The organism is Ancylobacter sp. TW_SC_1, assembly GCF_056836805.1.
Map to the genome: position 1 here is coordinate 3,692,761 of NZ_CM166365.1, position 18,508 is coordinate 3,711,268.

Annotated in this window: 27 protein-coding genes; 11 read left to right on the forward strand and 16 right to left on the reverse strand. The window is 64.5% G+C overall.

The annotated features are described in order from the left end of the window. Window positions 1-263: 263 nt before the first annotated feature. From AC1PZ7_RS17340 to AC1PZ7_RS17385, 10 genes are all read right to left on the reverse strand, one after another. Window positions 264-776 (reverse strand): DUF2293 domain-containing protein, encoded by a 513-nt coding sequence (locus AC1PZ7_RS17340; RefSeq protein ID WP_482356437.1) that lies wholly within the window; start codon window positions 774-776, stop codon window positions 264-266. A 381-nt stretch (window positions 777-1,157) separates the two neighbouring features. Continuing rightward, a complete protein-coding gene (locus AC1PZ7_RS17345) occupies window positions 1,158-1,784 on the reverse strand; it encodes a hypothetical protein (RefSeq protein ID WP_482356438.1) in 627 nt (208 codons plus the stop codon). Between the two features lie 164 nt (window positions 1,785-1,948). Further along, window positions 1,949-2,563, reverse strand: a complete 615-nt coding sequence (locus AC1PZ7_RS17350; RefSeq protein ID WP_482356439.1) for a plasmid pRiA4b ORF-3 family protein — start codon at window positions 2,561-2,563, stop codon at window positions 1,949-1,951. A gap of 132 nt (window positions 2,564-2,695) precedes the next feature. Beyond that, complete coding sequence (locus AC1PZ7_RS17355; RefSeq protein ID WP_482356440.1) at window positions 2,696-6,343, reverse strand: hypothetical protein; 3,648 nt, start codon at window positions 6,341-6,343, stop codon at window positions 2,696-2,698. Between the two features lie 400 nt (window positions 6,344-6,743). Then, window positions 6,744-7,115, reverse strand: coding sequence for a hypothetical protein (locus AC1PZ7_RS17360; protein WP_482356441.1), 372 nt, complete (start codon window positions 7,113-7,115; stop codon window positions 6,744-6,746). 64 nt (window positions 7,116-7,179) lie between these two features. Beyond that, window positions 7,180-7,692 (reverse strand): hypothetical protein, encoded by a 513-nt coding sequence (locus AC1PZ7_RS17365; protein ID WP_482356442.1) that lies wholly within the window; start codon window positions 7,690-7,692, stop codon window positions 7,180-7,182. A 286-nt stretch (window positions 7,693-7,978) separates the two neighbouring features. Then, the gene (locus AC1PZ7_RS17370) at window positions 7,979-8,161 is read right to left on the reverse strand and encodes a hypothetical protein (protein ID WP_482356443.1); all 183 of its coding nucleotides are present in this window, start codon (window positions 8,159-8,161) and stop codon (window positions 7,979-7,981) included. Window positions 8,162-8,164: 3 nt separating this feature from the next. After that, window positions 8,165-8,815 carry a hypothetical protein gene (locus AC1PZ7_RS17375; RefSeq protein WP_482356444.1) on the reverse strand — a complete coding sequence of 217 codons (651 nt, stop codon included), beginning with the start codon at window positions 8,813-8,815 and terminating at the stop codon, window positions 8,165-8,167. 117 nt (window positions 8,816-8,932) lie between these two features. Beyond that, window positions 8,933-9,274: a hypothetical protein gene (locus AC1PZ7_RS17380; RefSeq protein ID WP_482356445.1), complete on the reverse strand. Its 342-nt coding sequence runs from the start codon at window positions 9,272-9,274 to the stop codon at window positions 8,933-8,935. 55 nt (window positions 9,275-9,329) lie between these two features. Beyond that, window positions 9,330-9,536 carry a BRO-N domain-containing protein gene (locus tag AC1PZ7_RS17385; RefSeq protein WP_482356446.1) on the reverse strand — a complete coding sequence of 69 codons (207 nt, stop codon included), beginning with the start codon at window positions 9,534-9,536 and terminating at the stop codon, window positions 9,330-9,332. Window positions 9,537-9,826: 290 nt separating this feature from the next. Between AC1PZ7_RS17385 and rnk the strand changes: the two genes are divergently transcribed. Beyond that, on the forward strand, window positions 9,827-10,246 hold the full coding sequence (rnk, locus tag AC1PZ7_RS17390; protein WP_482356447.1) for a nucleoside diphosphate kinase regulator: 420 nt from the start codon (window positions 9,827-9,829) through the stop codon (window positions 10,244-10,246). Window positions 10,247-10,326: 80 nt separating this feature from the next. Here rnk and AC1PZ7_RS17395 read toward each other — a convergent pair whose 3' ends face one another. After that, window positions 10,327-10,755 (reverse strand): BRO-N domain-containing protein, encoded by a 429-nt coding sequence (locus tag AC1PZ7_RS17395; RefSeq protein WP_482356448.1) that lies wholly within the window; start codon window positions 10,753-10,755, stop codon window positions 10,327-10,329. A 159-nt stretch (window positions 10,756-10,914) separates the two neighbouring features. Here AC1PZ7_RS17395 and AC1PZ7_RS17400 point away from each other — a divergent pair, with 159 nt between their 5' ends. Together AC1PZ7_RS17400 and yidD are read left to right on the forward strand one after the other, a co-directional pair. Beyond that, the gene (locus AC1PZ7_RS17400) at window positions 10,915-11,211 is read left to right on the forward strand and encodes a hypothetical protein (RefSeq protein ID WP_482359716.1); all 297 of its coding nucleotides are present in this window, start codon (window positions 10,915-10,917) and stop codon (window positions 11,209-11,211) included. After that, window positions 11,145-11,603, forward strand: a complete 459-nt coding sequence (yidD, locus tag AC1PZ7_RS17405) for a membrane protein insertion efficiency factor YidD (protein WP_482356449.1) — start codon at window positions 11,145-11,147, stop codon at window positions 11,601-11,603. Before AC1PZ7_RS17400 ends, yidD begins: the two co-directional genes overlap by 67 nt. Here yidD and AC1PZ7_RS17410 read toward each other — a convergent pair. The 5 genes from AC1PZ7_RS17410 to AC1PZ7_RS17430 all read right to left on the reverse strand — a co-directional run bounded on the left by AC1PZ7_RS17410 (window position 11,583) and on the right by AC1PZ7_RS17430 (window position 14,887). Beyond that, window positions 11,583-11,936 carry a Rha family transcriptional regulator gene (locus tag AC1PZ7_RS17410; RefSeq protein WP_482356450.1) on the reverse strand — a complete coding sequence of 118 codons (354 nt, stop codon included), beginning with the start codon at window positions 11,934-11,936 and terminating at the stop codon, window positions 11,583-11,585. The genes yidD and AC1PZ7_RS17410 overlap by 21 nt on opposite strands. Before the next feature lie 31 nt (window positions 11,937-11,967). Further along, window positions 11,968-12,825 (reverse strand): hypothetical protein, encoded by an 858-nt coding sequence (locus AC1PZ7_RS17415; RefSeq protein ID WP_482356451.1) that lies wholly within the window; start codon window positions 12,823-12,825, stop codon window positions 11,968-11,970. Window positions 12,826-12,838: 13 nt separating this feature from the next. After that, window positions 12,839-13,090: a hypothetical protein gene (locus tag AC1PZ7_RS17420; RefSeq protein WP_482356452.1), complete on the reverse strand. Its 252-nt coding sequence runs from the start codon at window positions 13,088-13,090 to the stop codon at window positions 12,839-12,841. 313 nt (window positions 13,091-13,403) lie between these two features. Continuing rightward, window positions 13,404-14,612, reverse strand: coding sequence for a tyrosine-type recombinase/integrase (locus AC1PZ7_RS17425; RefSeq protein WP_482356453.1), 1,209 nt, complete (start codon window positions 14,610-14,612; stop codon window positions 13,404-13,406). 2 nt (window positions 14,613-14,614) lie between these two features. Then, window positions 14,615-14,887 carry an Arc family DNA-binding protein gene (locus AC1PZ7_RS17430; RefSeq protein WP_482356454.1) on the reverse strand — a complete coding sequence of 91 codons (273 nt, stop codon included), beginning with the start codon at window positions 14,885-14,887 and terminating at the stop codon, window positions 14,615-14,617. 54 nt (window positions 14,888-14,941) lie between these two features. Here AC1PZ7_RS17430 and AC1PZ7_RS17435 point away from each other — a divergent pair, with 54 nt between their 5' ends. Genes AC1PZ7_RS17435 through AC1PZ7_RS17470 form a run of 8 tightly spaced genes read left to right on the forward strand, consistent with a single transcriptional unit; the run spans window position 14,942 to window position 18,441 of the window. Next, window positions 14,942-15,181, forward strand: coding sequence for a DNA-binding protein (locus AC1PZ7_RS17435; protein ID WP_482356455.1), 240 nt, complete (start codon window positions 14,942-14,944; stop codon window positions 15,179-15,181). A gap of 11 nt (window positions 15,182-15,192) precedes the next feature. Beyond that, the gene (locus AC1PZ7_RS17440) at window positions 15,193-15,450 is read left to right on the forward strand and encodes a hypothetical protein (protein WP_482356456.1); all 258 of its coding nucleotides are present in this window, start codon (window positions 15,193-15,195) and stop codon (window positions 15,448-15,450) included. After that, window positions 15,447-15,731, forward strand: coding sequence for a hypothetical protein (locus tag AC1PZ7_RS17445; RefSeq protein ID WP_482356457.1), 285 nt, complete (start codon window positions 15,447-15,449; stop codon window positions 15,729-15,731). Before AC1PZ7_RS17440 ends, AC1PZ7_RS17445 begins: the two co-directional genes overlap by 4 nt. Further along, the gene (locus AC1PZ7_RS17450; protein ID WP_482356458.1) at window positions 15,728-16,123 is read left to right on the forward strand and encodes a hypothetical protein; all 396 of its coding nucleotides are present in this window, start codon (window positions 15,728-15,730) and stop codon (window positions 16,121-16,123) included. Before AC1PZ7_RS17445 ends, AC1PZ7_RS17450 begins: the two co-directional genes overlap by 4 nt. Beyond that, window positions 16,120-16,353 carry a hypothetical protein gene (locus tag AC1PZ7_RS17455; protein WP_482356459.1) on the forward strand — a complete coding sequence of 78 codons (234 nt, stop codon included), beginning with the start codon at window positions 16,120-16,122 and terminating at the stop codon, window positions 16,351-16,353. The genes AC1PZ7_RS17450 and AC1PZ7_RS17455 overlap by 4 nt, the downstream gene beginning before the upstream one ends. Next, window positions 16,350-17,273, forward strand: a complete 924-nt coding sequence (locus tag AC1PZ7_RS17460; RefSeq protein ID WP_482356460.1) for a helix-turn-helix domain-containing protein — start codon at window positions 16,350-16,352, stop codon at window positions 17,271-17,273. The genes AC1PZ7_RS17455 and AC1PZ7_RS17460 overlap by 4 nt, the downstream gene beginning before the upstream one ends. After that, window positions 17,270-17,938 (forward strand): hypothetical protein, encoded by a 669-nt coding sequence (locus AC1PZ7_RS17465; RefSeq protein ID WP_482356461.1) that lies wholly within the window; start codon window positions 17,270-17,272, stop codon window positions 17,936-17,938. Before AC1PZ7_RS17460 ends, AC1PZ7_RS17465 begins: the two co-directional genes overlap by 4 nt. Beyond that, window positions 17,935-18,441 (forward strand): hypothetical protein, encoded by a 507-nt coding sequence (locus AC1PZ7_RS17470; protein WP_482356462.1) that lies wholly within the window; start codon window positions 17,935-17,937, stop codon window positions 18,439-18,441. Before AC1PZ7_RS17465 ends, AC1PZ7_RS17470 begins: the two co-directional genes overlap by 4 nt. Window positions 18,442-18,508: the final 67 nt, after the last annotated feature.

The following is an 18,508-nucleotide window of genomic DNA, read 5'->3' on the forward strand; positions in this document are numbered from 1 at the left end:
CCAAAGAACACCCTCCGGCCTGCACCAGCGCCGCATAGGTGTGAACCTTCCCTCCCTATACTGGACCCGTAAGCCCTCGCTCGGGGGACGCGGAAGGGCTCTCTCTAGGGACGGCTCTGCTCCATCTACAGGAGGCATAACTTCCCCAGCATCCTCAGTAGGTTACAGGATTTGTCATTCCGGGGTTCGTTCTGTGGGCCTGATGGTGCCTCGCGGTTTGCTGAGGTCTATTACCCGCGCCCACAACACGGCTGGAAATGAACCTATGCCGGCGCCTGCCGCTCCAGCCATCCCCTCAGATACTCGGCAATGGCCGCGTTCTGCGTGGCGATGACGCCCGCATTGTCCTTCCGCTTGCCCTTCTTGCGGCGCCGCTCTCTGAGCTGCCTGCGGAGCTGGACATAGCCCTCATCCGCCTCAGCCGAGCCTTGCCGCCAGCGGTTCGCCATGTCCTCCACTTCCTGCGCCACGACCATGCGCGCCTCCTCCCGCGTCAGCCCCTCATTGCCGCCGTTGATCCGCAAGAGGCGCTCGTAGTCCGTGCATTCGTGCCGGACATAGTTGCTCACGAGGATGCCCGCGACTTCCCCGAGGCGGCCGTAATGCCCCTTGTTCCGGGCGCGTCTGAGTATCCTGCGGCGGGTCCTGTAGCCCGCTGAGGGGTACATGGCCGCGAGGTAGGTGCGGAGCTGATCGAGGAAAGCCTCCCGCTGCTCGGGGGTGGGCTCGGTCGGTGAGCGTTGGGGCTGAGGTTCGGCGGGCGTGTCGGGTGTCATGGTGCCCTTGAGGATGCCTTGCGAGGCGGCACCGAGGAAGGCGCTCAGGGCGAGTCAGATTGACTCACCAGCGGCCGGAAGCGGCGCCCGGCAAGGTGTGGAGCGGCGGGACTGAGCGGCTGTGTAGGGGGCTCGCAGGGGCGCCCCTGAAGGGTGTCGAATGCGGGGCTGGAGGCCCCCGAGGGGGGAATCGCGCGCTTCTTCTAATTTAGATGGGCGCACAAATTTTTCCCGCATTTTATCCGGGCCCCTCTCGGGAAGCCGGGGACCATCACGACACATGGCGCAATGGTCCCCTCCATCTTCGCGCCATGGTGTCGCAATGTTCGGCTGCCCTCAGTCCAGCTATTGGCGCTTCACGGCGCAGCGCCAAAAGGGACCCTAGAGAGGGTCGCCGGGGTTCCGGGTCTTCCGGCCCTGCGCCGCCCACCGGGACTGACGCTTCTGCGCGGCCTGCCTCTCCTCCCGCTGCTTCTCGAAGGTCGTCAGCTCCCGGAGAATGGGCGCGCCGTCCGGCTTGTGGCCGATGACAGAGCGCGAGGGCGACATGCTGAAGCCCTTCAGGATGCGGGAAAAGTCGTCCTTATCCTCCCGAATTAGGCGATGCCTCTCGGCAGCGCGCGCCGCTGCGGCGTCCAGCTCGGCTTGAGCGGCTTCATCCGCCGCCACCAGCTTGCCTTCCATGAGCATGGCGAAGGCTTCGGACACGAGGATGAGGGCGCTATCGGCCTCCTTCGTCCCCGCTTTGGCAATGAGGAAGGTCGCCTGAGCTTTCGAGAGGTGGAACTCCGTCACCTCGCGGGATGCCCCCTTGCCGGTCTCGATCATCGCGCCACGGTGTCGCAATGATCCAATGGCCTCCAAGCTCGTCCGATGGCGCTTGATGAGCTTTCGGATATCGGCAAGGCGCTTGTAGCCGAGACGCTCGGCAAGCTGAAGGTCCTGCATGGTGGTCTCCTCCGTGGCCGGGAGGGCGGCTTCCGAGGGGGCGTTGGTGATGTCGTTCATTTGGGAGGCTCCTTTGTGATTGAGGCAGGACTCTTCGCTCCCACGGGCACAGGCCCGCGAGGCGCAAGATGGTCATTGATTGAAACAGGGAAGGCAGGCCGCCGCGCGGCTATGGGGTGGGCTGAGTGGTGGGCAAAGCGAGCGCGAAGCTGTGCCGCGCGCCCTTACTGCACCTGATACGCGCCCTTCAGCGGCCCCTTGGAGGCCGCCCGGATGGCCTTGTTCACCTTCTCAAGGTCGATCCGCTCCGGGTCGAAGGACCGCCCCGCCCATTTGCGCATGGCGCCGTGCTCGGGATGCTTGGGGTTCTTCCACGCGGTCAGGAACGCTTCATAGCCGGGAGGCCCGCCGACATCTTCGGGAGGCGCATTTCGGGCTCCCCCAATGCAAAGCGACACCGCCCCGGCCTCCTCGGAGACAAGGCCGCCGTTTACGACGACGCGGTGCTGCCAGTCGTCCCCGAAGTCGTAGACATAATCGAAGCTGAGCGGCTCGCCGTATCGGATGCGCAAATCCCGGAGCATGATGCCCGTGGCGTCGAGCGTCTGCCGGCCGGACAGGCCCTCGTTGTCGAAAGCCGTACTGCCAATGCTCAGGCCTCCCACCACGAACTCGTGCAAGTGGCAGTCCTTCCACCCGAAGGCAGCTTGAAGGACCGCGTGGAGCCGGGCGAAGCTGGTCCCGAGGGGGACGTGAAGACGCCTCCATATGGGCGGCTCGATGCCAAGGAGGGTGACGGTGATGTCCAGATGAGTGTCAGGTTGCCAGCCGGTGCTCATGAGGTCCCCGTAAAATGGCCGCTGGAGGTTTCCGAGGTACATTACCCACGCGCACAACACGCTGGAAGGAAGACTTCGGCAGCCCCCAAGGCCGCGCCTTCACACCGCCTTGGGGTCTTGTTCATCCCGCCCTCACCTCGCCTTGGGCGCGAAGTCGGGAAGGTCGCGGGACATGGCCCCGAAGAGCATCACCATGGGCAAGGTGTTCTGCCAGATGAGCGGCCGGAGGATGTCCCGTATCTCGCCGCGCGACATGCGGCGGGCATTCGCGAACGCCGCCATCAGCGCCCGCATGGCCTTCGGGATGTCGTCCGCGAGGCCGGTAGTGGGATTGCCGAACCACAGGTCCGAAGTTTGGTCCGTGGACCGGCTGTTGAAGACGCCTTTCTGCCCGAACCCGCGTGCGAACGTGTCCACCAGAAGCGGCAGAAGGGCCGTCATTCCCGTCCGCTGAAGGCCACCCATGGCGATGCCCTGGAGGGACAGGCGTTCTTCAAGCTGCCTCTCGGAGAGCATCGGGGCGTTCGCTACCGTCTGCGCGATATGACCGAGCTGCCCCGCGACCATCGTGCCGAGGAACATGGACACGCTCTCGCGGTCCCTCCAGTGCATGGCGTGGAGCATCTGCTTGGAGTGGGCCGCCACGACGAAGGTGCGGAACTGGAGCACTGTCGCCGCCACCGGGTGAGACATCCACGGCGCGAGGAGGCCGGGGCTGTTCGTCATCACCATGCGGCTGCCCTGCATGTGCACCGCGCGCTCGAAGTGAGCGGCGGCCTCAAGGTCGTCCCAACTGTCGAGGTTGAGCCGCGCCAGCTTGAAGGAAGAGCCGTCCTTCAAGGTCCGGTGCTGCTTCATCTGATCCATGACACGTGCCGCCATGGCATCGGAAAGCCCCATCTTGCGGAGCCGCTCCACCGGCACCGTGATTTCCCCCGAGGCCGCGCGGGAGAACCAGTGCACCACCGCAGAGGTGGACCAGCGGTGCAGCCACGTGTTCATGGCATTGAGCCCGGATATCTCCATCGTGCCGCGCTTGGCGACCCCGAGGACTTTCTCCACGCGCACCATGAGGGGGCTCCGGTCGAAGGCCGTTCCGAACTCCCCTTCCGTGGATAGGTTCCAGTCGCCGGCCGTGCGGATGCGTTCGGCACCTCGCCCGAAAACCCCCTCCAGTTCCGCCGCGAACGCGTCCTTGAGCTTGCCCGTGCGGGCGTCGCGAACCAGCATGCGATAGCTCGGCATGCCCGTCATCGCGGCCTTGAAGCCGGAGGAGAAGATGGCGCCCACCTCGGGGAACTGAGCGAAGCCGAGCTGTCCGCCCACGCGCGCAAGGCCATATTCGCGCCAGAGCCGGAGCCACTGCGCATAGGTGGCGCTCTGGTCGTACAACGGCACGCCCGCCGCGCTCTTGTGCAGGTACTCGATGCGCTGCTGATCCTTCACCAAGGCGGCTTGCGGCTGGTCGATTTCATCCGCAACGGCGGCCATCTTCTGGAGATAGTGCTCCAGCTTCCCCGGCCCCGCGAGGCCGTCAATGAGCAGATTGCGCTGACCCTCCACGACCTTCTCCACGAGCACCTGAGACAGGGCGACATGTCCGGCCATCTGGTGGTTATAGGACGCCATCAGCTTGCCCATGTCCTCCTCAAGGAGCAGTTCCCCGATGGTGGTCTCAAGGCCATCCGGCATCTTGATCCGCAACCCCTCGTCCAGAAGCACGCGGTGCTTGGCGCGGGTGACGGCCCCCTTGTCCAGCGGCCGGGTCATCGTCGCCATGACGCTCTCGACCACCTCCGGGTCGATACCGGAGATGTCCTGAAGGGCCGCCCGGAGACCCTCAAGGTCATTCGAGAAGAGACCGTCCGACACCCGCGCCTCCATCCCACGGGCCACCCTGCGGTGCGTGGTGAGCCATCCCCGACTGATGGCGTGGAGAAGCTTCGGGTCGATATCGGGCTGCACTTGGCGCATCGCTGCGGCAACCACATCGGCCACCCCGCCGTGACCGTAGCGGCGCAAGGCGTCCGCCATCTTCGTGTGAGACACGACGCGGTTCACATAGTTGGGCAGGGGTGCCACGGTGGGGTCGAAGCCGGGGACCGGGCGGCGCTGTCCGGCGAGACCTATGGCGCGGCCGGGGTCCACCGCGAGGGTGTGATAGTCGTCATACCATTTGCCCACATCCTTCACTGCCTTCATCACCTCCGGGTCGAAGGTGCGGGTGGGGTCCTGATTGCGCCGGGCGCGGGTGATTTCCTTCTGGAACTCGACACGCGCCTTCTCGCGGGCGTAGGGATTGAGGCCGCGCGCATCCGCCCACGCCTTCAGATGCGGTTCGATGGCGAGCGCCCGGCGCGTGTCCATGACCTGCTGAAGACGCGCGCGCTCCTGCGTGGCGCTCCACAGGGCCGGCACGTCCTTGTCCAGATTGCCGGTCCCGTCTTCACCAAGTGCGTTGCCGAGCATGCGGGTAAGCTGGTTCTCGGAAGCCTTGGTCCGGCCGGTGGCGTCGAAGCGCAGAGGTGACATGCCGGTCTTCGGCGCGTTCGTTCCATCGGCAAGGCGGATGAAGTCGTTCGCATCCTGCGCAAGGGGCACCTGCTCGATGCCCTGAGCGGCGCCCACGGAGCTGTCCTTCGGCCGCAGCGGGACGGCCCCATAGGCCCCCTCCACTTCCTCTACGGTGTCCTTGGAGAACTGCCTCAGGGAAGCCGCCTCCTCGGCCATATGCGGCATCTTGGAGAGCGCCCCGAAGGCCGCCCCCATGAACGCCCCACCGGCCCCGGCGAGGAGCACCGCGTCCCACTCCGGGTTCGGCTTGAGGCTCTCTTCAGCCCCCGCGAGGCCGGCATTGATGGCCGCGCCTGCCGCCCCGGCGCTGAGGACACGCTGGAGCTTGTTGAGCTTGGTGCCCCACATGATGGCATTGCCGGTGCCCGCCGTGGCGATGCCCACGCCGATGCCGATGGGGTCCCCGAGCGAGGCCCCTACGGAGAGCAGAGCGCCCGTGATGCCGGCCTCGGAAAGGGTCCGCTGGCGGTCCATCTGAGCGATAAGCTCGTCCCGGATGGCGTTCGCTTGGTCGGCCGAATAGGCGTTCTCGAAGGCGCTCCAGCGGTCGCTCGGGATGCCCTTGGTGAGGGCCTTGAGGCGCTCATCGGTCATCTGGAAGTCGGGGTCATCGGGCAGGAGCCACGGCTTGGTGAGGAGCCACCCCGTGAAGGAGTGCTCGCGGGCCGCTGCCACGACCGTTTCCCCGATGCCCGGCCCCGGAGCCGCCTCTGCGGCCATCTGCTCGGGGACCGTGATGGGCCTCGTGGGGGAGCGGTCGGAAGGAACGATGTCCGGCACCCCAAGGAGGGCCGCCGCCTTACTCCGGTGGTCCGCCATCTGCTGCTCCACCTTGTCCCTCACGGTGCCTGGAGCGCCGCCTGCATGGGCGTCTGAGGCGTCGTAACGGCCCACCCCGCCCGCGTTGATGGCGCTGTAGATGTCGAGGAGACCCATGCCTTTCGTCATCCCGGCGTCCTTCAGGTAGCGTTCGACGGCCTCTACCTGCGCCGTGATGGGCATGTCCTGCGACACGCCGTACTTGGCGCGCTGCGGCTCGCCCCACTGGATCAGGCCGCGATGTTCGCCCCACTTCGTGGTGGGGCCTTTCTTCCACGGGTCGAAGGTGCCGGCCGTCTCATAGGACATGGCCGTGGCGAGGTGGATCGGGTCCACCCCGAGGCGTTCTGAGGACGCGCGAATGGCGTCTGCGAGTTCGTTGCTCATGATGATGGTAAGGGGCTCGTTAGGCGGTCGCGAGGGGGGACCGGCCGGACATAGAAAAGCCCCCGCTCAGGGGTGCTGAACGGGGGCGTGAAGGGGACTTGAAAGAGTCGTCGGGGTGGTAGAGAAGGGCGGCGGGCGCCCCCTCTCAGCTCACGGAATGCTCGCCCGTCTTAGGATGGGACACGCATACGCGTGGTCGTGGCTCCAAATCTGTAAGTTGAGGTATTTTGGACGTTCTATTGTCTGCCCTTTCGTTCGCTATGAACCCAGAGGGGATGTTCTATTTTGCCCAAGTCGGCTTCGCGCTCTTCTGGTCTTGCAAGGGTCTGAGAGAGCTGCTCGGCTTGTGTAAGGACTTCCGCAACGGGTAACTAGACTGGCGAGGAGGGGGCGCCCACCCTTAGACTGCGGCAACCGCCCGCTCCCCCTCAGTGGCCCCGCGCTCGGCCAAGGCGAGGATTTTCAGGGCGTATTCGGCGTCCTCTCGGGAGAACGTTGCGGCGGCTTCGGCCTTCTTGCGGTCGTTCTGCGCGGCCTTGGTTTCCCCGTAGAGGAACTCGCGGAGCGTCATTCCATCCGAGAGGAAGGTACGGACGTCCGTACCTTTTCCAGCCGCGCGCATGTACTCAGCGGCTGTGGTGTACGGCACTCCCGTTTGCGGCCCCACCCATTCCTTGAAGGTGGGCAACGAGGGGTCCAGCTTCCGCTTCGCCTTCAGCTCGACCTTCGCGCGCTCCAGTGCCTCCCCCGCCCGGATGGCCTCGGCCACCATGGACTTGCCGTGAAAGAGGACTTGGCGGTGGGCATCGGAGATTTCGCGGGCGAGGAAGGGGCGGTTAGCAGACTGCCTCAGGGGTCATCCCGAACCCATTCGCGAAGCTGGCGAGCTTGCTTGAGGCCGCCGCCTGTTCCCCTTCCGTGGCGCCTCGGGTGGCGAGGGCGAGGAATTTGAGGGCGCGTTCAGCGTCCTCTCGGGTGAACTCGCGGGGCTCGGCGGGTTCGGGCTTGTGCGCGCCGAGTTCGAGGAACTGACGGATGCTCATGTCCGCGAAGTCCTTGAGCACATCGTGATGTGCGGTAGCCGCCTTGCGCGCCACCGCCATGTACTGCGCAGCGGTGTTCTTGTGACCGATGCTGGTCGCCGTCGCGCGCCACTGGCCGAAGAGCTTGTCGCTAGGGAACTTCTTACGTGCCTCAAGCAGGGCCTCGCCGGCCCGCTTGGCCTCCATCAGCATGGACTTGCCGTGGAACTGCACCTGCCGGTGGGCGTCGTTGATCTCGCGGGCGAGGAACGGGAGGTCGATGACAGGCACCGGAACGGTGCTGGAGAGTTCGATGGTGGTGTTCATGGTGAGGGCCTCACGTGGGGATACTGGTGGCGGGGCGGGCTATTCGCGCGCTGCGGGGGTGAGCTTGGCGCCAGAACGGAAGACGCCCGCCACGACCACCGAAGGGTTCGGCAGAAGGGCGGGCGAATGATCCGTAATTGCGATAGTGGGGGGTTAGCCTCGACACGGCCGGCGAGGCGGGCGATTGATCCGTAATCGCGATAGTGAGGGGTTAGCCTCGACACGGCCGGCGAGGCGGGCGATTGATCCGTAATCGCGATAGTGAGGGGTTAGCCTCAAACCTTTGTCAGCGAACGATTTGCACGAGCACGCTCACGGCCCCGAACCACGGCAGGATGAGCGACAGCACGACGCCCAAGAGCCAGCCCTTCGCGCCCCAATAGATCATCCCGAGGGGCGCGCTGGCGATGTAGCCGAGCACGAGGATGCAGGCCCCGAAAGACCCGAGGCGTTCCATGAGGTCCCTCATGGGTCACGCTCCAGCAGCCGCGAGGCGTTCAGCGAGGCGGCGCTCTACCTCGGCTTCAAAGGCCGCTTCGCGCTTGGCCTCGCGAGCCGCCTCGGACGCCGCGTACCTGTCCTCCCGCGTGCGCATGTACTCCGCATACGCTTCCTGCTCCACGCACCACAGCGCGGCGTCGCGGTCCATCCGATCCGGCGCGACCATCCACGCAAGGTGCAGCCCAAGGCGCTTCAATCGCCATACAAGCGGGGCCGCGAGTGCCGCGACGATGACCCGCGCGGAGAGGGCAACGAGCAGAATCGGCAGGCCCACCACGAGCCACGGCACCGCCCCCGCGAGCCGCACGTTGCCTGACCACTCGAATGCACCGTCCGGCATGTCCGCTTGGATGTTCGCTCGCCCGGACCAAATCTCGATTGAGCCCGGCCGATCCATTTGGAGGGACAGCACGTCGCCCCACCTCGCGAAGGCGCGCGTGCGCAAGTGGTTCCAATCGAAGAAGGCTCCTCCGATGCAGGGAATGAAGACGCCCACGCCGAAGCTGGCATCAGGCTTGGCGGTGTCCGCAATGTACGCGGCGCGCTCTTCGCGAGAGACGGCGCGGCCCGGAGGGACGGTAACAGCGCCGACAAGCGCACGCACGGTGGAACGGGAAGACATCGGAGGAGCCCTTTATGGAGACGTGAGGGCACCTGAGTAAGGGTGTCGAGAATCTGCCGTCCAATGAGTTTTTGGAATCCATCCGCCGGTTGGATTCATGAAACTGATGGATCGACGTCAGCTCCCCGCCATGCTCCTCCCGCTGCCGCCGCCCTCGATCTGCTCCAGCACCCGCCTCCCCACCTTGGTAAGGTGTATCGCCACGGCCCGGCCGTCCTCATGGGGGAGTGCCGCCACGAGGTTCAGTCCTGGCCCCGTGTAGTCGCCACTCCCGAGACGCTGAAGCTGCCGGAAATACTGCCGTCCTACGCCCACCAGTCGGCCTATCTCGGAGGACGTGGCGCCCTCCCTCTCCGCGACCGTGAGGAGCATTATCGCCAGCGGCAAGGGCATCTCTGAGAAGGTGTCACGGATTTGGATGAGGGACCGGAGAAGGTCATCCGTGGCTATCTTCGGCATCCCCGAGCGGCTCCCCTAGCGTGCCCTAACTGTATGAATCCAAGGGGATTCGGGGTCAAGGCATCGGATTGGAGGAGTAGCCGCCAGTGTCCTCAATGGCGACCACCACTTCCCCGGCGAGCCACTCTCGGAACTCCCCCGCCTCCGGCTTGGTGGACGCCATGAGGAGTTGATGAACGCCCACGCGGGTAAGGAAGACACCGGCCGGGCCTTGGAAGCGCGTACCCTGTGGGATTAACAGGGTAGACCGCTTCACCAACACGCGCCTCTCCCGCCTGCCCGCCTGCCCCTACGGCAGAGATTTGACTTTGGCGAGGGCTGCCCCCAATCTCCGGGGATGACTATCGCACGCGTACAGCATCAACACTTTCGGGTGTGTCCCATCGCGGGACACTAGTCCCCGGCTGGGCCGCCCTGCGCCCTAGCACCGGGGCGCGCGGTCTCAGGCTGTAGACCGCGAAGCCGCCTTGAGCGGCACAAATCAACATTATCAGGCCCATGCACGTGAAGCGCCCTCACCGCGCTTTGCGTCTATCGCAATTGGAGACTTCAATGACGCTCGCGAGCCGCAAGCCGGCCATCCTCATCACCCGCGACGACCATGCACGATTGACGAAGCTCGCGGACAGCTATTCCTCCAGCCATCCGGACCTTGCTGAGGAACTGTACACCGAGTTGGACCGGGCGCGGGTTGTCGCCACGGAGAAGGCCGGCTCCCCGTTCGTGCGCCTCGGATCACGGTTCAGGTTCACCACGGACGACGGGGACGACCGCACCGTGACGCTCGTTCTCCCCGGCGAGGCCGATATCGCGACGGGGAAGGTGTCCGTGATGACGCCAATGGGGGTCGCGTTGATCGGGCTTTCAGGGGGGCAGTCGATGAAGTGGACGGCTCGTGATGGTGCTGTCCATACGCTCACGGTCGTCAGCGTGGAGGCTGTCAGCGGCGCTTTGGCTGGAGCGGGCTCCTGAGGCGCGGATGGCCGGCCTTCCGGGGCCATCTGGAGGATGCGGGGTTGTCGTTGATATTGGCGATGGCGAGGGCGTCGCCCTCAGGGACAACCTTCCCTCCCTCTACAGGACCCGTAAGCGTGCCCACACGTCCGGCATCTCGGCCACCGTGCCCTCCGCCCACGGCCGCCCGGTCGGCGCCCTGAAGGACGTAGCCGCCCGTCTTGCAGGCGCCTCCGGCGCTCGGGGATGGTCGGAAGAACCTCGCGCGTCGCCCACTCTTGGAAGGCGCGCGCCTGCGGTTTGTCGCTGCGCATGATGAGCTTGTAGAGGCCGCTCTCGGAGATGCACTGAGCGCCACGGTTCGGGAAGCTAATGTCGATCCGATCCACATTAGCCCGGCCAACGTAGCGCCGCTCGTCCGCGCCGAGGTACTTGAGATAGCCCAAGGCTCCGCCCTTCACTTCGGGATGGAGGACGGACAGAACGTCGCGCGCGAGGAACCACGGGTTCCCCTCCAGCGGCACCACGCGGATGCGATAGGTGGTCGTTGCGTTGCCGTTGCGGGTGGTGAAGTCGAAGGTGTCGGTCCACCCGCCGCGCGCCGATGCCGGCCACTACTACGTATTCTCTATGCACAGCAGCGCAATTTGCCGGTATGATAGTCTTGCTAACGTAGGGAGAAACTCGTGATCACCGCGACAGGTAACATCAACCAGCCGTACGATGTCATCGGCGTGGTTCACGCCACCGTTGCCCGAAAATCAAAGAAGACCGGATGCGGGGGGAGCGGTGGGTTGCCCGTACAAGAAGCCTACAGAGATGTAACCCGTTTTCTTGAAGAGGCCGCGCATAATTCTGGCGGAGATGCCGTCATCAACATCGGGTATGACTATCGCGTCACCAGCTCCCCCATAGGATGCGGCGGGTCAACAGAACCGTATTTCGAGGTATACGCTTGGGGAACGGCAGTAATACTGAGGTGAGCGCTATCTCCATCGCCTGCAAGGCACTAATTTCATGCGCCGCGAAGGTTCCGGCGCTTCCAAGGTCAATTGATGCTGGCCTCGCAAAGGTTAGCATTCTTGCCATAACGGCCTATCAGAAGGGCCTCTCGCGCCACTCGGGTAGACAGTGCATGTTCGAACCTTCTTGTTCCCAGCACTCCAAAAACGCCTTTCGCGCCAACGGTTTTCGTGGAGGGGCTATCGCTACTCTCGACCGTCTCGACCAATGTGGCGGCGCGTACTCGCTTTTTGTCGCTCTTGATGGCGATGTAGTGCTGGTTACTGAGGCCGGACATCGCTATCGGGGCAAAGAGTTAGCACCAGCATTTAGACGAGAATCGACGAGGGCCTTACAGGGCCCGAAGCTCTGAACTCGAATAGGCCGGCTGCACGGGCGCCTTCAACTGCGCCTCCATGCGGTTGAACTCCTCCACGTAGCGGACCTTGAAGGCGAGCGCCGTCTTCCCGTTGAAGCCCATCGCGAGGAGCGTGAAGCCGTCGCGGGTCATCTCGTAGGCGGGCTCGTCTCGGAAGCCGCCGCGCGGCATCGCCACCTTGACTGACGTGGGCTCAAAATTGAGCGCACATGACGGGGCGTCCTCGATCAGCACCCGAATGTCGCGGACGACGTTCTTGTGCTGCTTCCCGAAGAAGGCCGCAACGTCTCGGCTGGAGGCGTAGACGGTGCCGTTTCGGGTGTACACGGCGGGCGTGGAGGTGAGGGCAACGGCGCGGCTACTTCTGCTCTCTTGCGATAGCTCCCTCGATGTCAGCGAGCCGGGCCAATTCCGCCATGCGGCGCGTGGTCATGAACTCCCCACCAAAGCCCAGCACGTCGCTTCGCATGTCCTCCGATATCTGCCGCACAAGGCCGGTTCGGACGAGAGCAAATGCAGTCAGCTCAAAATCTTCTTCGTCAGACAGAACAGTCGGGACTAGTGACTGCCGTGCGTGGGCATCGCCCTTATCCGGTCCGTGCTTGCCGCACTCTCGATGCAATACCGCCAGCAAACGAATTTCAGTTTCTGACAGCGAGTCTATGAGGTCGGCCCAGCGCAGAAAGTCGCAAGCATGGAGAGGCGGCGCCCCGTCCCGGCCGGCAAGGATCGAAGCCATCAAACGCAGATTCAAGCGCGCGCTCCCCTCTTCTGCTGCTCGTTGATATCTCCAGAGTATCGCAACCATTTCGTCCGCAGCCGGCGCATCGAGTGGAACGACACCCCGCCCATGTCTGATTTCATCGAGGGCAATCTCGCGAGCAGCTTCTAGGCGACGCCGGAGGATGCCGCGCAGTGTCCCCTCAGCGATCCGTGTCCCCGCCTCATCAGCGGCCTTCTCCAAGAGCCACGCAGACGTAATGACCGCTGCGACATCAACAACCACTTCCCCCTCCAGTTCCCCGCCCGCGTGCCGCTGAAAGGCCACGGCATCGGCCCTGTCAGCAAAGCATATGAGCACCTCCCGCACACCCCTCCTCGTGCGCCCCACGCTCCGCACGGCATGGGAGCGATAGAACCCCGCGCCCCGCATGTGGTCGCTGTTCACTTCCGCCTCGGAGAACACCACGCACCACGGGTGCAGCGTCAGAATCATTCCGGGGCTCAGCTCACCCTTCCGGCGCATCCTTCACCCGCCGCGAAGGCCGCCCCCTCACGTACCCCCAAGACGCCTCCTTGCGGGCCTCTTCAAGCGCCGCCTCTAGGAACTGCTGGCCTACGAGAAGGGCGCGTATGGCCGCCCTAGGGTCCCCTGAGCAGGTCTCTATGACCGCATCAACATCCGACTCGGTGATATCGAAGGCGGGAGCTTCGGGGTCGTCAGGCTGCTCTTCGGGGGTGGCGTCGGGTTTCGTCTGCATGGCCGTCTCTCCTCGTGCCCGGATCGAAGCATGAGAACGAAAAGAGAACAAGAAGCGATGTGGAAAACGGATAGAGGACACCAGTCCCCTAGGCGACCGTGGAGGCAGCCTGAGTCGGCGCGACAGACGCGTGCCGAGCTTCACGATGGGTGTATTCGTGGGTGTATTTGGTGGGTGTAGCCGCAAAATAAAACCTTTGATTTCAAAGGCTTATCTTGGGTGGCTGGGGGACCAGGATTCGAACCTGGACTAACGGAGTCAGAGAGTTCGTGCGGACATTGATCCTGCACGAGGATTCCGCCCCATGTCGCGTCTATGTCGCGTGGACCGCCATCAGCCGACTTTCCGCATCCGCCAAAGCCTGCGCTTCATCGGCGGCAGGGAACAGGTGCCCATAGGTGTCGAACGTGACCTGAATGCTGGAGTGCCCCATGCGCGCCTGCACCGCCTTCGGTGACAGCTCGAGGCCGCCATCGGCCTTGGAGTTGATGCACCACGAGGCAAACCAGTGCCGCAGGGCGTGCAGGCCGGTGTACTTCGCCGCCATGATTGGCGCCCCCTCCCCGTCCAGCTTGCCCGTCGGCACCACGACGCCGGCCTTGATCATCGCCGGCCATAGCCCGCGCTTGATGATGTTCGCGTGCCAGTCGACGTTGCCCTCCCCGTTCGGGAAGACGAGGTTCATGTCGCCCTTTGGGCAGGCGAGCCGCCATTCCTTCAGGGTGCTCACCACCATCGGCGTCAGGGGGATCGTACGTTGCCCTGCGTCTGATTTCGGCATGCCGAGCACATGGTATTTGTCGGCGCGCTGCCGGACGTGCACCTGCGCCTTGCCGAAGTCGACATCAGACCATGACAGGCCGCGCAGCTCAGAAGCCCGCATGCCGGTGAAGATGGCCGTGATCAGGAACGGCCGATAGCGGCCTTCAGCAGCGCCGAGGATAGCCCTCACCTCTTCCATGGTCGGGATATCCACCCCGTAGCGCAGGCGGGCCTTCTGGCGCTTCTCGGTCTTGCCCGCGCTGCCGCCGCGCCGCTTCGACATCTCGTGCACCGCGTTGCGCACGACCAGGCCGCGTTCCTGCGCGTCGGACAGGATCGAGCCCAGGCTGACCGTCGCCCGCTTGATCATCGCCGGCGATCGGCCGTCGTCGCGAAGCTGCTCCTGAAACGCGCGCACCACCGGCACCGTGATCTTCGATAGCTTCGTGGCGCCGATCGTCGGCGCGATGTGCAGGCGGAGGTGCTGCGCGTACTGGTCGAGCGTCGAACGCTCCAGCCCGGCCGCGTCGCAGCTCTTGAGCCAGAGGTCGCCGGCTTCCTTCACCGTCACCGTCTCGCGATCGGCGACATGGATACCGTCGCGCACCTCGACGCTCGCCGTCGCAGCGAACGCGTCCGCCTGCTTCTTCAGCTTGAACGTCTTCTGCCGCCGCTTTCCCTTGCCGTCGACATAGTCACACACCCAAGCGGACTTTTCCTCGCCTTTGGGCGTCGTCCATATGCGCTTGCGGACTGACATGGTCAGTCTCGCTCACGCCGTCCCGGACGAAGAACTTCGTCATGATCGTCGACCTTCTTGGTCAACCTATCAATATCATTCCACACCTCTCTCATGACCTCTTCCAAGGTCCCGTATTCGTCTTCGAAACCAATCGACCTTTCTAAGCGCAGCACAATCTCTGCATTCATAGATCTATTGTTTCTGTCTGCGATTGCTTTGATGCGGTCGCGCAAGCCGTCCGGCATGCGGAGCACATACTTGTCCTGAAGCTGTTCGGTCTGCTTTGCCATCATGGCTAGAAGCCACAAATTCTCGCTTGACACAATGATGGCTGATAGCCATTTGTGATGATGGCTAACAGCCAGTTCACATTTAGCGAGGATGTCATGACGAGTGGAAATGCGACGGACGCCGCAGCCGACATCATCTGGGAGGTGTCTGAGATCGCGAAGTTCATCGGGCGCACCGAACGGCAGACATTTCACCTGCTGGCGTCGGGGAAGTTGCCCGCGAACAAGTTCGGGGCGCGCTGGGTGGCTTCGCGGCGGAAGCTGCTTGCCGCCGTGCTCGGCGAAGAAGCCGCGTAAGGGGGCCAATCATGAACAGCGCGATCCGAAAGCAGGTTCTCGAGCAGCTCATTGACGAGATGACGGCAGCGCACGAGCGCGGCCACCCCGACCCCATGAAAGCAGCCGGCGAGACATTCCCCGGAACTCCGGGCTCGGTCTTGGTCGATGCCTGGTGTGAATTCGACCGGCGCCGGGATGAAAAATGGTGGGATCAGGTCGAGCGCACGATCGAGGGCGAGGTCATTCGCCGGGCGCTGGTCACCGCTGGCGATGGGGGCGCATCATGAGCGCCATCGAAACGCAAGGCCCCGCGGCTGCTGGCACAGCGCGCGGGGCAAAGGCGAATGGGCATCGTCAGGAGAAGCGAACCAAAACTAATCGGTCTGACAACTTTTCGCAAGCTCCGCTTATCGGCGTTTATAGCGGCCGCCAGCGGCTCGGGTCTATCAGGCAGGACGGCGAGCACGCCTTTACGGCGTTCGACCTCGACGGCGTTGAACTGGGCCACGCGCGGACGCTGAAGGCGGCAAGCCGCGCCGTCTCCCACCACGGGGAGACAGCGCGATGAAGCCCGCAATTTACACCTGGAGCGACGCCGAGCGCTGGTACTGTCGGCCACACCTTCCCCCGCCCTACGGCATGCTGCCGCTCCACTCCACGCCGTTGGAGGATGACCTCCCGGACCACGCGGAGATCATCGACCTCTATCAGCCGGAGTCGGTGCCGGATCTGGTGAGCGCCTACGACGTCGCCCAACGTCTTGCCCAGTATTTCGGTGTGCCGGTCATCAACCTGGACGTATACCGAGATGTCCCTGCTGACCTCTTCGAGGCACTGAAGGGGCCGGCGGCGCCCATATTCGGGGCGATCAACGGCGCCCCCGCGGTCGAGCCGATGTCTCTTGCCACGCTCGAGGCAGGGTTTGCGGCGCTTTACACCAGCGATGGGGGCGCGGCATGAGCAACGTCATCCGCTTGCACAACGGCCCCTATGTCGAGTTGGACGGCGGCGTGGTGACCGCCGGCCCCAATGCTGGCCTGTCTTGGTACTTCGTCTCGCTCGTCGATAAGGACGGCGGTCTCGCCTGTACTTGGGACGGCCCCTCCTACGATGAGGCCTGCGCCGTCCTCGCGGAGTATCGAAAAGAGGGCGAGCGGACTGTCAATCTCTTGTGGGAGTGGCGCGCATGACCCCGCGCGAGCGTTTCCAGTGGATCGCCGCCGTGATGGCGGCACCGGACCTCACCGCAGGCACGCGGCTCCTCGCCGCCCGTCTGGCGATGCACGTCAACGGTGAGGACGGGCGCTGCGACCCGTCGGTCGCCACGCTGGCCCGCGAGGTGGCGATGTCCACCAGGTGGGCGGCGAAGTCCATCGCCGACCTGATCGAGGCCGGGTGGATTGAGCGGCGAAGCAGCCGAGGGCGGCATGCAAATAGCTACACGCTGCGCCTCGATCTCGTCACCGCAGGCTGCCCCGATGAAGAACCCGCAACCGACGAAACGCTGAACGTCAGTTCAGGGATGGGCGCTTCAACCACGAAGCAGAGTTCAGGGTTAACCCCGTCCTCTGGTTCAGGGTTCGCGGCTCCAACCCTGAACCAGAGTGTCGTGAACCCTGAAGAATTCGACATCGAACCCGGAAGTACAGTTCATCCTAATATAAAGAGAAGAAGAGAGAATAGAGAGGGGACTCTCCCCCTCCCCCCTCAAACTCGATCTCTGAGCCCGGCGAAGGCATCTTCCCTTCCGGGCGTCTCAGATGACTTTGCCCGGTGGTGGCGCGCCTATCCGCGACATGAGGGCAAGGCAGGTGCACGGCGGGAGTTCGAGCGCGTCGTTGGCAGCGGCGAGGCGACGGCGGAGCAGCTGATCAACGGTGCGGCCAGGTATGCTGCGAGCCGTCAGGGCGAGGCGGAGCGCTACACGAAGTTCGCGGAAAACTGGCTCAAGGGCGGGCATTGGGCAGATCAAACTCCGGAGGCCGGCCATGGCGCGCCGGCTAGGAATCGCCGCGCCGGAGGCTTCAACTTCACCGACTACGCCCGGGCCACAATCGACCCAGATGAGCTGGAGCGAGAGATTTCCATGTGGGGGAGGCAGTTAGGGTGAATCTGCCAGCCATTCACAGCTCGCCCGTCATCATTTTCGATCCCGAGCGCCCCGACCGGGCCCGGAAAGCGCTGGCGCCGCTGATCGCCAAATATTGTCGCTCCCCAGACGCCTGCCGGGACATTCATGAGGACGCCCGGCTAACCGCACCGAACTGGAACATCGACGATGCGCCGCAGTTGCGGCGTCTCGCACTCCAGCGAATCTCGGACCTGCCAGATTGCGGAACGCTTCGGCACATCGCCAAGCACTTCGACGCAATATGGCGCGGCGGCCCGGCCGAAAACTTCACGCGATTGATCTTGGCTCGAATGCTCGACGCGATCCCGAACGCGCGACCGTCCTTCCCGGAAGCCTACGTCGAAGCTGTGATTGACGTGCTCGCTGATGTTGACGAGGTGCCTCCCTATCGGGGCTTCTCTCCGCCGGTTGTCGCCGCCGCAGTGCGCCAGGCGCTCCGGACGATCAAGTTCTGTCCATCGATTGCGGAACTCCACGAACTTTGCGTAGAGGCCCGGGTCACATACCGGTGGGCGGCCCGAGACGTGGACACGCTCGCCAATCTCCGCTGCGACGCCGAGTTGGTGCTCATCGAATTAGGTCTCTGGCCGAGCGACGGGCTGGACGACACCATCCCAGACCTCGGAGAGGGAGCGCCGCCATGAGCGCCATGCCCGCCGGCGGCGCCGCGCGCCGCGCCGCCACGACCTACGGAGACCAGCATCAGCCGGAGAGACCAGCCGTGACCGACACCGCGCCCAGCCGCGACTATCCTCCACGCACCCCGGTGAAATATCAGCCGGCGACGGTGATCGCGCGCGAGATCATCAACACCCACCTCGTGCGCTCCGGCCGTGACCCGATCCCGGTTGACGTCAGTGATCGAACCTTCGCCCTTGTGCTGGACGCCATGGGCGTGGCGAACGCCGCCACCCTCGGGTTCGTCTGGTCTGTGAAAGGCGCGTTCCTGACCAACCGAGCCGAGGGCGCCAAGGGCGAGAAGGTTGAGACCGGGCAATTCCTCGAAGGCGTTGCGCGCATCCTGAAAGAGAGAGATCGGCACGCGCGGCACAACCGCCAGCCGCTGCCGTCCGTCTTCCCGTCAGCCCCTCCGGCCGTCACCGAGGGCGCCAGCCCGACCGACCTCGAGACCGAGGGGGCAGAGTGATGCCGAAGGGCAACACCACGGCGGCAGGGTCCTTCCCGGGGAGATCAAGGGGGGGGGAACGCCGCCC